Origin of the sequence: Rhodococcus sp. W8901, assembly GCF_013348805.1 — a bacterium.
In the GTDB taxonomy this organism is placed as follows: domain Bacteria; phylum Actinomycetota; class Actinomycetes; order Mycobacteriales; family Mycobacteriaceae; genus Prescottella.
In genome coordinates, this window is record NZ_CP054690.1 from 1,020,017 (window position 1) to 1,034,890 (window position 14,874).

3 protein-coding genes are annotated in these 14,874 nt (G+C 67.2%); 2 read left to right on the top strand and 1 reads right to left on the bottom strand.

What is annotated here, in order from left to right; all coding sequences use genetic code 11:
* Positions 1-3 precede the first annotated feature (3 nt).
* Positions 4-717 (bottom strand): GAF and ANTAR domain-containing protein, encoded by a 714-nt coding sequence (locus tag HUN07_RS04830; RefSeq protein ID WP_174908255.1) that lies wholly within the window; start codon positions 715-717, stop codon positions 4-6.
* A 430-nt stretch (positions 718-1,147) separates the two neighbouring features.
* Between HUN07_RS04830 and HUN07_RS04835 the strand changes: the two genes are divergently transcribed.
* Entirely contained in the window at positions 1,148-13,771 is a 12,624-nt protein-coding gene (locus HUN07_RS04835; RefSeq protein ID WP_174908257.1) for a non-ribosomal peptide synthetase, read from the top strand.
* A gap of 360 nt (positions 13,772-14,131) precedes the next feature.
* Complete coding sequence (locus HUN07_RS04840; RefSeq protein ID WP_174908259.1) at positions 14,132-14,779, top strand: DUF6875 domain-containing protein; 648 nt, start codon at positions 14,132-14,134, stop codon at positions 14,777-14,779.
* Positions 14,780-14,874: the final 95 nt, after the last annotated feature.

The following is a 14,874-nucleotide window of genomic DNA, read 5'->3' on the forward strand; positions in this document are numbered from 1 at the left end:
GGATCAGCCGGAAGTCGGCGGAGTCAGGGTGCCGTCGACGACTTCAGCGGCAACGTCGTGGAGCGGTCGGCCATGGGTGCGGGCGTAACGGCGGAGCGCGTCGAATGCCACCGCCGGGGTGCATCCGGCACCTTCGGCGAGCATCCCCTTGGCTTGCTCGATAATGATTCGGCTGGTCAGCGCCTGCCGCAGTTGTGCGGCCTCTTCCTGCGCGTTGCGCGCGGTGCGATTGTGCAGTAGCCCGATGGTGGCGATCCGCGCCAGCGCCCGGCTCGTGTCGACGTCCTCCGCTGGGAGGCTGCCGGTGGCGACACAGAACATGTTGAGCGACCCGATCACCTGGTTTCCCAGCTGCAACGGAACGGCATGGACGGCCCCGAAGCCGACCTCTCCGGACAGGTGCTGAAACCGTGGCCAGCGCGCCGAGGTCGCGTCGCGGCCGAGGTTGACGAGGGGGCGCCCCGTGGTGAAGCAGTCGTAGCAGGGGCCACGTGCGTCCGCCACCTCCAACTGTTCGAGGGTGTGCGCCGGCTCGGTGGTGGACGCCACCGAAGCAAGGTGCCCGCGTTCATCGGTCAGCAGGATGCCGGCAGCGTCGATCGCGACCAGTGCCACTGTTCGGTCGGTCAGAGTGTGGAGAAAGTCGGTGGTGTCGAAGCCGGGTACGAGGGCGTCCGCCAGTTCCTCGAACACATGGACCAGTCGTTGTTCACTCATGAGTTTCCGGTCTTTCTGGCGGCTTGTCGCCGCAGTCGGTTCCAGGCTAGCCACGTCTGGCGTTGTCGGCACGGAGCACTTCGAGCGGTTGGCGCGTGTCGAGTGGCTCTGGCAGGATGGGTGAGCGGCCACCAAGTGGCCCGAGACGTCACAGGCGTCATTTCGCCACCCCGGACCCGGTGGCACGGTCGGCACGTTCGAGCGAGAAGACTCCACCGCAGCTCCGATATCGGGCACTCGCCGAGCAGGTCGGCGTCACCGCGCGTCGGCGGTTCGTCCCTCGGGACGTGGTGCGTGACGCGCCACTGCGCCCGCTTGTTCACGGGCCGGTTATTCCACCCGCGACAGCCAGGTCGCGACGACACGACCAGATTGCACTCTGATGGACGAACAGGCGGAGTCGACGTCAACCGGATTCGGGACATCTTCCATGGAAGTTGCTGCTCTGAAACCCTTTCCGCTGTCGTCGGCGCAGTACGAGGTCTGGCTCGCGCAGCGACTGGCCCCGCACCTTCCGTACTGCATCGCTCAGTACGTGGAGTTCCACGGCGACCTCGATCTCGACCTGTTCCGATGGGCGGCCGTGACCGCGGGACGTGAGACCCAGGGCGCCTTCCTCCGGCTGGTCGAGGTCGACGGGGAGCCCAGGCAAGTTGTTGATCCGTCCTTGGATAACTCGTTGGGGTTCATTGATTTTCGTGGAGAGAGTGATCCGGTGGCGGCCGCGGATGGGTGGATGCGCGAGGACCGGTCGAGTCCGGTGGACCCGATGCACGACCCCCTGGGGGTGTCGACCATATTGCAGGTCGGCGATGCGCAGTACCTGTGGTACAGCCGTGCTCACCATGTCGCGTTGGATGGGTACGCCGCGATGACGTTGGTCAACCGCATCGCGGCTCTGTACTCGGCTGCGGCGTCGGGCCGGGACCCGGAACCCAGCAGAGCTGCCGATCTGCGAACGTTGTACGAACTCGACTGTCGGTACCGTGCCTCGAGTCGGTTCGAGGCGGACCGTGCGTACTGGATCGAGCGGTTCCAGGGGCTGGCGGAACCCGTGAGTCTGGCCGACCGAGACGGCACTGCGGTGGCCCGCGACATGCTGGTGGCCACATCACTCGACGAGGACACGGCCACCCGGCTCGAGGACTCCGAGGGTCGGGCGAGCAGAACGTCCGCTGCGGTGATCATCGCGGCGTTCGCCTGCTACCTCTCACGGATGACGGGCCGGGAGGAGGTTCGCGTGGATGTCCCGGTCTCCGGGCGGACCACTGCGGTGTTACGCAGTTCGGGTGGGATGTTCGTCAACGTCGTTCCGCTCCGGATTCGGGTCGGTCCCGGCGACACCGTGGGCGATCTGGTCGAGCGGGTGAGTCTGGAACTGATGGGCGCGTTGCGACACCAGCGCGGCAACCTCGCCGAGATTGCGCGAGAGGTGAGCGTCGGTGCCGAGGCCCACCGGACCGCCGCGCCGATGGTCAACGTGATGCTCTTCCGTCAGGAGCTCGATTTCGGTTCGGTGACGGGTGAATTTCATGTGCTCACCTCCGGTCCGATCGCGGACCTGCTGATCAATGTCTACCAAAGCGGCACACCCGCAAAGACGTTCGTCGAGTTCCGCGGAAATCCGCTGCGATACCGCATCGACGAGCTGAGGCTCCATCACGAGCGGTTCGTCGGCGTGGTCGAGGACTTCGTCGCGGCCGGTCCGGAGTCGCTGATAGCGACGATCCACCCTGACAGTGCCAGGGAAGGCGAGCGCCGGCTGGAGGCGGCCCGGGACCTGGACTATTGGCGACGGACGCTGGCGGGGTTGCCGGTACTGCTCGGGCTGCCGACAGATCGGCGGCGACCGAAACAGCGGTCCCTGGACTCCGGAAGCCTGCAGTTCACGCTCGGCGCGGAGCTGCATCGCAAGCTGCAGCAGCGCGCTCGCGAGTACGACTCGACGATGTTCATGACGATGCATGCGGGGCTGGCCGCACTGCTGGCCCGGGTGAGCGGCTCCGACGACATCGCGGTCGGTGCGCCGATTGCCCGACGGGCCGACGCCGCGCTCGACGACGGGGCGGACGCGTTCGTCGATGGCGTGGTGTTGCGGACCCACGTGGATCCGGGACTCTCGTTTGCGGACCTGTTGGAGCGGGTGAAGCATTGTCAACTCGGCGCATTCGCGCATACGAGGGTGTCGTTCGACCGGTTGGTCGAGGCGCTCGCCCCGGACCGCACGACGCCCTGCCCGCCGCTCGTCCAGGTTGTCCTCGGCCCCACTCGTGCCGAGCCGACCGCGGTCGCCGACGTGTCCGTCACGGCACCCGAGAACTGTTGTCCCGAACGCTGCGATCTGCAGATGACCGTAGGTGAAAGCTTCACCGACTCCGGCCGACCGTCGGGACTGTCGGTCGACCTCGTGTTTGCCACCGATCTGTTCGACTCGGCGACAACGCAGGCATTCGCGGATCGGCTGGTGCGGATTCTCGAGTATGCGGCGGCAGATTCGTCGGCTCCGGTCGGCGACGTCGATGTGCTTGCCCCCGAGGAGCGTGAGCAGTTGATGCCGGTGTCCGGGGCAGCGGCGTTGCCCGCGTTGACTTTGCCGGGGCTGTTCGCGGCATCGGTGGGCGCGGACCCGAATGCGGTCGCGGTTGTATACGGCGACCGGAGCTGGACGTACGGCGAGCTCGACAGCCGGTCGAACCGTCTGGCGCGCTGGCTGATCGGTCATGACGTGGGGCCGGAGAAAGTCGTGGCGGTGGGACTGCCGCGGTCGCTCGAGTCGGTCCTGGCGGTGTGGGCCGTCACAAAGACCGGTGCGGCCTTCGTTCCGCTGGATCCGGGGTATCCGTCGGCTCGGCTCGAGTACATGCTCACCGATTCGGGCGCCGTCCTGGGGCTGACGACGGAGGACGTGTCGAGAGACCTGCCACCGACCGTGCCGTGGCTGGTGCTCGACGACGAAGCGGTCGAGGCGGAGGTGGCGGGGACTCCCTCGACGGCGGTGACCGACGGCGAACGGGTCTCGGCACTGACACCCGACCATCCGGCATACGTGATCTACACATCCGGGTCGACGGGGGTCCCGAAGGGCGTGGTGGTGCCGCATCGGGGTTTGGCGGACCTGGCGGCCGAACAACGCGACCGTTTCGCGACGGGGCCCGGTGCGCGGGTCCTGCACTTCGCATCCCCGAGTTTCGACGCGTCGGTGTTCGAGCTGGTGTGGGCGTTCGCGGCGGGCGGGTGCCTGACGATCGCACCACCGACGGTGTACGGCGGCGACGACCTGGCGGCGCTGCTCGATCGTTGCCGCGTGACCCATGCGATCCTGACACCGTCGGCGTTGTCGTCGGTCGATCCCACGGGTCACGGCTGCTTGCGGTGTCTCGTGGTGGGGGGTGAGGCGTGTTCCCCGGAGTTGGTAGCGCGGTGGGCGCCGGGGCGCGCGATGTTCGACGCCTACGGCCCGACGGAGTCGACAATCATGGCGAATCTCGGAGTGATCGGGTCGGCGGAAGAGCCGGTGACACTCGGCGGCCCGATCCGGGGTTTCGAGGAGTTGGTGCTCGACGGGCGGCTGCGACCGGTGCCGGTCGGTGTGGCGGGGGAGCTGTACCTGGCCGGTCCGGGCCTGGCACGTGGGTATCGGAATCAGGCCGGTCAGTCGGCCGCTCGATTCGTCGCCGATCCGTTCGGTGCACGGGGACAACGCCTCTACCGCACCGGGGATGTGGTGAGGTGGCTGCGCGATCGGGAGGGGGACCTGACGCTCGAGTACCTGGGCCGGACCGACTCCCAGGTCAAGATTCGTGGCTTCAGGATCGAGCCCGGCGAGGTGGACGCGGCGCTGACGGCTCACCCCCATGTGAGATTCGCGGCGACACTCAGTCGTGCCGGCCCGACCGGCGACCCGGTCCTGGTGTCCTACGTGCTTCCCGCCGCCGAGCACGTCCCCGACCCCGCCGACCTGAAGGCCCAGGTTCGTGTGGCGGTACCGGACTACATGGTGCCCGCGGCGATCACAATGATCGACGAGATTCCGCTGACCCCGGTCGGCAAGCTCGATCGCACCGCACTACCCGCACCGGACTTCGGGACGAGGCCCACCGAGTCCCGGCCGCCACGCACGCCGACCGAGGAGACAACCGCAGTCGTCTTCGCCGAGCTCCTCGCGGTCGACCACCTCGGTGTCGATGCAAACTTCTTCGATCTCGGCGGAAACTCCCTCATCGCGACCAAGGTGGTCACGCGGATCAACTCGGCGCTGGATCGGAACATCGATATCCGCGACCTGTTCGAGGCGCCCACCATTGCCGCGCTCGCGGCCCGGATCGACGGGATCGACGGCATCGACGATCGATCGTCGGCCCGACCGGCACTGACCACGGGCACTCGGCCCGACAGTGTTCCGACCTCCCCGGCGCAGCACCGAATGTGGGTCGTCAACCAACTGGATACGTCGTCGCCTGCCTACAACATTCCCATCGCGCTCCGGTTCTCGGGCGATCTGGACACCGGTGCCCTGCGGTTGGCGCTTGCTGACATCGTGGATCGGCATGTCACGCTCCGGACCGTCTACCCCGACTCCACGGACGGTCCCCGCCAGGTGGTGGTCCCGACGGGACAGGTGCATCCCGACCTCACGCCGATGTCCGTGTCCGGCGCGGCAGACCTGCGGGCGCACCTCGTGCGGGGTGCCGCCGCCGGATTCGACGTCACCGACGAGACGCCCATCCGAACGGCACTGTTCCGGAACGGTCCGCAGCAGCACGTGCTGATGATCGTGGTGCACCACATCGCGGCGGACGGTGCGTCGATGGCGCCGCTCGCCCGGGACCTGACGGTCGCATACACCGCCCGCCTGCACGGGCGGGCACCCGACTGGGCGCCACCGGCAGTGCACTACGCGGACTACACCCTGTGGCAGCGCCGCATGCTCGGCAGCGAGTCCGAGCCCGATTCGCCGATCGCACGCGAGTTGGCGTACTGGCGGTGGGCGTTGTCAGGGATGCCTGCGACCGTCGAACTGCCGACGGACCGACCACGACCGGCGCAGCGATCGATGCAAGGGAAGAAGGTTCATTTCGAGATCGGTTCGGATCTGCACGAGCGACTGCAATCCCTTGCTCACGAACATCATTCGACAGTGTTCATGGTCATGCACGCGACGCTGGCCGTGCTGTTGAGCAGGGTGAGCGGGAGCACGGACATTGCGGTGGGTACGCCGACAGCGGGGCGAGGCGAGGCTGCACTCGACGACGTGGTGGGCATGTTCGTCAACACCGTCGTGCTGCGGACGCCGGTGGAGCCCGAGTCCACGTTCGCCGACCTGCTCGATCGGGTGAGGGAGCGCGATCTCGGCGCCTTCGCCCACGCGCAGATGCCGTTCGAGCAGGTCGTGGAGGCCATCGATCCCGTGCGGTCGACGGCGTACTCCCCGCTCTTCCAAGTGATGTTGGAGTTTCGGAACGCCGAGTCGCCACGCCTGGACTTGCCGGGGCTGACGGTCGAGCCTGTCGACATCGATCTCGACGTCGCCCGGTACGACCTGCATCTGAGCCTCGCCGAGAAATTCGACACCGGCGCCGGCGCTCCCCTCGGGATGTCGGCTTCCTTCGGCTTCGCTGCCGACATCCTCGACGCGGACACCGTGCAGCGCCTTGCGGACCGATTCGTCCGCATTGCCGAGGAAGTCGTTTCCTCGCCCTCGATTCGGGTCGCGGACATCGATCTGCTTTCCCGGGCTGAGTGTGGGGAGTTGGTGCCGGTGTCGGGTGGGTCGGGGGTGTCGGGGCGGGTGTTGGTGGAGTTGTTGTCGGCGTCGGTGGTTCGGGATCCGGGTGCGGTTGCGGTGGTGTGTGGGGGTCGGGGGTGGACGTATGGGGAGTTGGATGAGCGGTCGAGTCGGTTGGCGCGGTTGTTGATCGGTCGGGGTGTGGGTCCGGAGTCGTGTGTGGCGGTGGCGGTGGCGCGGTCGTGCGAGTCGGTGTCGGCGGTGTGGGCGGTGGCGAAGTCGGGGGCGGCTTTCGTGCCGGTGGATCCGTTGTATCCGGCTGGTCGGATTGGGCGCATGTTGTCGGATTCTGCTGTGGTGGTTGGGGTTACGGTGGCTGAGTGGCGGGATCGGTTGCCTGGGTCGGTGGGGTGGGTGGTGCTCGATGATCCGGTGGTCGAGGTGGAGTTGGCGGGGTTGTCGTCTGGGCCGGTGAGTGACGGGGAGCGGACGGCGTGCCTGGGTATCGATCATGCGGCGTATGTGATTTATACGTCGGGGTCGACGGGGGTGCCGAAGGGTGTGGTGGTGACGCATCGGGGGTTGGCGAATCTGTTGGCGGAGCAGGGGGTTCGGTTCGGGTTGGGTCCGGGTGCGCGGGTGTTGCATGTTGCGTCGCCGAGTTTCGACGCGGCGGTGCTCGAGCAGTTGTGGGCGTTCGGGTTCGGTGGGCGGTTGGTGGTGGTGTCGCCGGCGGTGGTCGGTGGTGTCGATTTGGCGGGGATTCTGCGGCGGGAGAGGGTGACTCATGCTGCGTTGACGCCGACGCTGTTGGGGACGGTGGATCCGGTGGGGCTCGACGATCTCGGGACCGTTGTGGTCGGTGGTGAGCGGTGTCCGCCGGAGTTGGTGGCGCGGTGGGCGGCCGGTCGGCGGATGTTCAACACTTACGGTCCGGCGGAGGCGACGATCCAGTCGAATGCCAGTGTGTGCATGACGGTTGCGGGTGGGGTGACGATCGGTGGTCCGATTCGGGGTGTCGGGGAGTGTGTGCTCGACGGTTGGTTGCGGCCGGTGCCGGTGGGGGTGGTCGGGGAGTTGTATCTGGCGGGTTCGGCTCTGGCGCGTGGTTATCGAAACCGGGCGGGATTGACGGCGGCGCGGTTCGTTGCGGATCCGTTCGAGGGTTCGGGTCGGCGGATGTATCGGACGGGGGATCTGGTGCGGTGGTTGCGGTTGCCCGGTGGGGGTCTGACGCTCGATTACGTCGGTCGCGCGGATCTGCAGGTGAAGGTTCGTGGTTTCCGGGTGGAGTTGGGTGAGGTCGAGTCGGTTCTGTCGGCGTGTGTGGGGGTGGCGCGTGCGGTGGCGGTGGTGCGTGGGGACGATGGTGCCGGTGATCGGTTGGTCGGGTATGTGGTGCCCGGGGTGGGTGTGGATCTGGATGTGCGTGAGGTTCTTGCGTTTGCGGGGGAGCGGTTGGCTCCGCACATGGTTCCGGCGGCGGTGGTGGTGGTCGAGGCCGTGCCGCTGACGCCGAATGGCAAGCTTGATCGTGCGGCTTTGCCGGCGCCGGATTTTGCTGCGGGCCGAGCAGAGTACCGGGCACCGGACACCGAGATCGAGAAGGTACTCACCGGGCTGTTCGGGGAGGTGCTCGGCGTCGACGTGGTGGGCGTGGAGGATTCGTTCTTCGCGCTCGGTGGCGACAGCATCATGTCGATCCAGTTGGCGGCGCGGGCGAAGGCGGCGGGGGTGGTGTTCTCGCCTCGGGACGTGTTCGAGTGCAGGTCGGTGTCAAGGCTGTCGGAGGTTGCCGTCCGCGGCGACAGTGGTTCGACGCAGTTACTGGAGGAGCTTGCCGGTGGCGGGGTAGGGGAGACCCCGTTGACGCCGGTACTGAGGTGGTTGCTCGAACGCGGAGAGTCCGGGTTCGGTCGTTTCTCCCAGGCCGTGATGCTGAATCTGCCGGAAGGCATCGGAGCCGACGGCCTGGTGAACACAGTGCAGGCGGTGCTCGATCACCATGACATGTTGCGCGCACGGTTGCGCCAGGATGCCGATGGGGTGTGGGCGTGGGAAGTGTTGCCGCGCAGTACGGTCCTCGCCGACGGGCTGATTCGTCGGGTGCCCCTCGACATGTCGCCGGGAACGGTCGAGTTCCACGAGCTGGCGGCGGCGGAGTTGAACGCCGCGGCGGATCGGCTCGACCCGGCGGCCGGGATCGTGGTGCAGGTGGTCTGGTTCGACCCCGAGGACGAGGCGGAACGGGGTCGGGTCCTGGTGGTGGTCCATCATTCGGCGGTCGACGGGGTGTCCTGGCGGGTGCTGGTGCCGGACCTGGCGGCAGCGTGGTCGCGGATCGAGGCGGGTGAAGCGCCCGATCTGGCCCCGGTGGGGACGTCGATGCGCAGGTGGGCGCACGGGCTGGCCGAGGCGGCGCACCGGCCGGAGCGGGTTGCGGAACTCGAGATGTGGCGGGCGCTGGCTGCGGTGGACGATCCGGTGATCGGGTCCCGACTCCTCGACCTCACGATCGACCTGGTCGCCACCACCCGGAGCGTGGAGGTCGACATACCGCCGGAGGTAACCGAGGCCCTGTTGACCACAGTCCCGGGGGCGTTCCACGGCGGGGTGGGCGACGGGTTGCTGGCCGCGTTGGCGGTGGCGGTGACGAAGTGGCGGCGCGAGCGTGGAGATGGTGTTGACGGGTCCCTTCTCGATGACGCGGTGATCCGGCTCGAGGGGCACGGGCGCGAGGAGAGTGTGGCCGCTGGTTCGGACCTGACTCGCACGGTCGGGTGGTTCACCACGAGCTTTCCTCTGCGCCTGGATCTTTCCGGAATCGATCTCGACGATGCGTGCGCCGGTGGGCCGGCCGCGGGGGCGGTGGTCAAGTCCGTCAAGGAGCAACTCCTCGCGGTCCCGGACCACGGGATCGGCTACGGACTGCTGCGCTATCTCAACGAGGACACCGGACCGGTGCTGCGGGACCAGCCTGCGCCGCAGATCGCGTTCAACTACCTCGGCCGCGTCGCCGGCGGGATCCCCGACGGCGGGCGTGGGGCAGGCTGGCTCCCGGTCGACGACGCCAGCGATCTCACCGGTGCGCAGAACCCAGACATGCCGGTGCCGGCGGTGCTCGACATCAACGCTTTCACCCTCGACGACGGAGGCCGACCGAGGTTGCGGGCGATCTGGTCCTTCCCCAGCGGAGTGCTCACCGCCCGTGAGGTGGGTGCGGCGGCCCGGATGTGGCGCAATGCGCTGGTCGCGCTGGTCGCGTATGCCGCGACGCCGGGGGCGGGCGGGCGGACCCCGTCCGATCTCGACCTGGTCGGGCTCGGGCAGGCGGAGATCGAACGGCTCGAGGACCGGTATCCGAACATGACGGATGTGTGGCCGCTCTCGCCGCTGCAGGAGGGGTTGCTGTTCCACACGTCGGTGTCCGAGGAGTCGGTGGACGCCTACGTGGTGCAGTTGGTCGTCGAGCTGCGCGGGGACGTCGACCCGGCGCGTCTGCGGCGCGTGGGACAGGTGCTGCTGGAACGGCATCCGAACCTGCGGACCGCGTTTGTCCCCGGCGTCGCCGGGGGCCCGGTACAGGTGGTTCAGGACCACGTCGTGGCCCCGTGGTCGGCGAGCGACCTGTCGGGTTCGGACGACGATGAACGGAATTGTGCGTGGGATCAACTGATGTCTGCCGACCGGGCGACGCGGTTCGATCCGGCCCAGGCCCCACTGCTGCGCTGGATGCTGGTCACCACCGGACCCGAGCGTCACCGACTGGTGCTGACCAATCATCATCTGCTGCTCGACGGTTGGTCGACGCCGCTGCTGTTGCGCGAACTGTTGCTGCTCTATGCCACCGACGGCGACGGCGCGATGCTGCCTCGTATCCATCCCTATCGGGACTACCTGACCTGGGTAGGTGGGCAGGATGAGCCGAGGTCACTCGAGACCTGGGCTCGCGCGTTCGACGGCGCCGACGAGCCGACCCTGGTGGCGCCGGCCGACCCGGGCCGTCGATATTCGGAATCGCGGGAGGTGCTCGGTGGGCTGACCGAGGAACAGACCGCGGCGCTCACCTCCCTCGCGCGCGCCCGCGGAATCACCCTCAACACCGTGGTCCAGGCGGCGTGGGCGATCGTGTTGGGCACGTGGACATCCCGGGACGACGTGACGTTCGGTGCGACCGTGTCCGGGCGCCCTGCGCAGGTTGCAGGCGTCGAGTCGATGATCGGGCTGTTCGTCAACACACTGCCGGTCCGGGTCCGGCTCGACACCGCAGACAGTCTGGGACAGCTACTCGACCGGGTCCAGGCGGAGCAGGCCGGACTACTCGATCACCACCACGTGAGGCTGGCCGACGTCCAGCGGGCGGCCGGGCCTGGAGCAGTTTTCGACACGATGACCGTGTTCGAGTCCTATCCGGTCGATCGGGGTGGGCTCACCGCCGAGACCGACATAGCCGGAATGCGGGTGGTGGATGTGAGTGGGATCGACGCCTCGCACTATCCGATCGGTCTCGTTGCGCACGTCGACACGCGACTGCACCTGCGAATCAGCTACCTGCCCGAAGTCTTCGACCGCGACACGATGGAGGCGATCCTGCAGCGGGTCCTGCGCGTGATCGATGCCGTCGTCGCCGACCCTGACCTGCCGCTGGCCCGGCTCGATCTGCTTTCCCGGGCTGAGTGTGGGGAGTTGGTGCCGGTGTCGGGTGGGTCGGGGGTGTCGGGGCGGGTGTTGGTGGAGTTGTTGTCGGCGTCGGTGGTTCGGGATCCGGGTGCGGTTGCGGTGGTGTGTGGGGGTCGGGGGTGGACGTATGGGGAGTTGGATGAGCGGTCGAGTCGGTTGGCGCGGTTGTTGATCGGTCGGGGTGTGGGTCCGGAGTCGTGTGTGGCGGTGGCGGTGGCGCGGTCGTTCGAGTCGGTGTCGGCGGTGTGGGCGGTGGCGAAGTCGGGGGCGGCTTTCGTGCCGGTGGATCCGTTGTATCCGGCTGGTCGGATTGGGCGCATGTTGTCGGATTCTGCTGTGGTGGTTGGGGTTACGGTGGCTGAGTGGCGGGATCGGTTGCCTGGGTCGGTGGGGTGGGTGGTGCTCGATGATCCGGTGGTCGAGGTGGAGTTGGCGGGGTTGTCGTCTGGGCCGGTGAGTGACGGGGAGCGGACGGCGTGCCTGGGTATCGATCATGCGGCGTATGTGATTTATACGTCGGGGTCGACGGGGGTGCCGAAGGGTGTGGTGGTGACGCATCGGGGGTTGGCGAATCTGTTGGCGGAGCAGGGGGTTCGGTTCGGGTTGGGTCCGGGTGCGCGGGTGTTGCATGTTGCGTCGCCGAGTTTCGACGCGGCGGTGCTCGAGCAGTTGTGGGCGTTCGGGTTCGGTGGGCGGTTGGTGGTGGTGTCGCCGGCGGTGGTCGGTGGTGTCGATTTGGCGGGGATTCTGCGGCGGGAGAGGGTGACTCATGCTGCGTTGACGCCGACGCTGTTGGGGACGGTGGATCCGGTGGGGCTCGACGATCTCGGGACCGTTGTGGTCGGTGGTGAGCGGTGTCCGCCGGAGTTGGTGGCGCGGTGGGCGGCCGGTCGGCGGATGTTCAACACTTACGGTCCGGCGGAGGCGACGATCCAGTCGAATGCCAGTGTGTGCATGACGGTTGCGGGTGGGGTGACGATCGGTGGTCCGATTCGGGGTGTCGGGGAGTGTGTGCTCGACGGTTGGTTGCGGCCGGTGCCGGTGGGGTTGGTCGGGGAGTTGTATCTGGCGGGTTCGGCTCTGGCGCGTGGTTATCGAAACCGGGCGGGATTGACGGCGGCGCGGTTCGTTGCGGATCCGTTCGAGGGTTCGGGTCGGCGGATGTATCGGACGGGGGATCTGGTGCGGTGGTTGCGGTTGCCCGGTGGGGGTCTGACGCTCGATTACGTCGGTCGCGCGGATCTGCAGGTGAAGGTTCGTGGTTTCCGGGTGGAGTTGGGTGAGGTCGAGTCGGTTCTGTCGGCGTGTGTGGGGGTGGCGCGTGCGGTGGCGGTGGTGCGTGGGGACGATGGTGCCGGTGATCGGTTGGTCGGGTATGTGGTGCCCGGGGTGGGTGTGGATCTGGATGTGCGTGAGGTTCTTGCGTTTGCGGGGGAGCGGTTGGCTCCGCACATGGTTCCGGCGGCGGTGGTGGTGGTCGAGGCCGTGCCGCTGACGCCGAATGGCAAGCTTGATCGTGCGGCTTTGCCGGCGCCGGATTTTGCTGCGGGCCGAGCAGAGTACCGGGCACCGAAAGCGGGCGTCGAATCGGCTGTGGCGGCTGCCTTCGCGGTCGAACTCGGTGTGGCGAGGGTCGGTGCAGACGACAACTTCTTCGCCCTCGGCGGCAACTCGTTGACGGCCACGGGGGTGGCTGCGCGACTGCGGGAATCGACCTCCACGGAGGTACCGGTCGAGTGGATCTTCACACATTCGACGCCCGAGTCGCTGGCACACCGGATCGAGACGCGCGAGGCCGAGACCGTCGAGAACGACGGCGCCGGTTCAGTGGTCGAGGTGCTACTCCCGCTGCGTGCCACGGGCAGTCGGAATCCGCTCTTCTGCATACATCCCGCCATCGGGCTCGCCTGGTGTTACAGCGGCCTGGTGCAGCACGTCGACGACGACCGACCGATCTACGGAATCAATTCCCCCGCGCTGACCGATCCCGATGTACGTTTCGGATCGCTCGACGACCTTGCCCACCGCTACGTCCGGGAGATCCGGTCTGTGCAGCCACACGGTCCTTATCACCTGCTCGGCTACTCGGTGGGCGGGCAGATTGCGCACGCGATGGCGGTCCAACTTCGTCGAGAAGGTGACGACGTGCTCACCCTTGCCATGATGGACAGCCGCGCGCCGTCCGGAGCCGAGACCGACGGTGAGATGCCCACGGCTGCAAGGTTGGTCGCCGAGTTCGGTGGGGTGGAGTTGGCCGACGAGGGGGAATCGGACATGACGACCGAGCAGGCCGCACGGCTGCTGCGTGCGAAGGGGGGACTCTTTGCATCACTGACTCCTGATCACCTCGACACCCTCTACCGGGAGTACCAGGACCTCGTCCATGGCGCTCTCGCGCATCGGCCGTCGACCCTCGAAGGTACCGTGGTCGCGTACTTCAGCGCGGCGACAGACTCGGACGACGATCACGGTCTCGACCGTGAGGCCGGAGCAGCGGGCTGGAGAAAGTACATCATCGGTGAAGTACGCGAGTACCGAATCCCTACGCGTCACGAGCAAATGACGAGCCCGCAGGGCCTTTCGGTCGTGGGCCCCCTCCTCAACCGGCACTTGAATCTGGTCGACCGAGAGCGGGGGGCACCCGAGTAATGCGCAGCACTACACAAACCGTGCACCCGTTGCCCGACTCTTCAGCGCGGACTACCGTGGTGTCGAGCGGGCCGAATGGATGTACAGGTCGTGCTCGATGCCCTTGGCTGCCCCGGACCCGGCAGTCCCATTGGAGGACAGCGATTCGCCGAGAGGGTTCCTCAGGACTGCAGCTGTTCACGGCACTCGCCGAAGCAGTGTCTCTAGTCGGTCTTTCGCCTGATCGCCAGGTGCGGACGCACCGCAGTCGACCCGGAAAGCATGCTTTTGCGTATGGCGCGGAGCGCCACCGGTCCCTTCCTCTCGTCGGCGCCTTTGCGCGTCGGATGGTGGTGCGATGCGAATCGGGTAGGAGGACAAATGACCGCGATTCGGCTCGAGAAGTTGTTCGGAGAGGACGCGGTCGTGGGCTCCGAGCATCGGTGCTCCGAGGTGCTGCGTAGTTGGGTTTGCGACTACCTGATCCGACCGCATCCGGATCTCGGCAGATCGGGTCCGGTCTGCCCGTTCACCAATCCGTCGATCTCGCGAGGACTGTTGTGGGTCGGATTCATCGATGGCTGCGACGTCGGTGTTCAGCAGATGACCGAGGCGGTGGACGAGATGTTCGCTGCTTTTCGCGAGTTGCCGCCGGTTGACGGCGACGATGCGCTCCTGAAGGCCGTGCTCCTCGTGTTCGCCGATGTCTCGGACTACTCGCTGATCGAGGAGGCGCAACGCGAAGGTAAGTCCAAGTTCGTCCAGGAAGGACTCATGCTCGGCCAGTTCTATCCGGGATGCACCACGTCCGGGCTACGGAACAAGGCGTTCCCGGCACTGGACGCGCCGCTTCCCATTCTGGCGGTGCGCAGTATGGTCGGCTCCGATTTTCCGTTCCTGGCGGAGCGGAGCGAGTGGGTCGACGCCTATCTGAAGAAGTTTGCAGACCGGATCCCAGGTCCGGTCCGGAGCAGCATCACAGAGAAGGTGGTCGGGGAATTCGCGGTGGACACCTGCCCGGACCGGTAGACGAGACAGGATTGATCGGGTGTGACAGGTGACTGCCGCGACGCGGTGGCAGAGCGGAGTGCCGGTCACAGAGTCGACAGGTTGCTCCCGAGGGC

Bases quoted from the DNA above. Each gene is read 5' to 3' on its own strand.
- HUN07_RS04830 (WP_174908255.1), bottom strand. From the start codon at position 717: ATGAGTGAACAACGACTGGTCCATGTGTTCGAGGAACTGGCGGACGCC.
- HUN07_RS04835 (WP_174908257.1), top strand. From the start codon at position 1,148: ATGGAAGTTGCTGCTCTGAAACCCTTTCCGCTGTCGTCGGCGCAGTAC.
- HUN07_RS04840 (WP_174908259.1), top strand. From the start codon at position 14,132: ATGACCGCGATTCGGCTCGAGAAGTTGTTCGGAGAGGACGCGGTCGTG.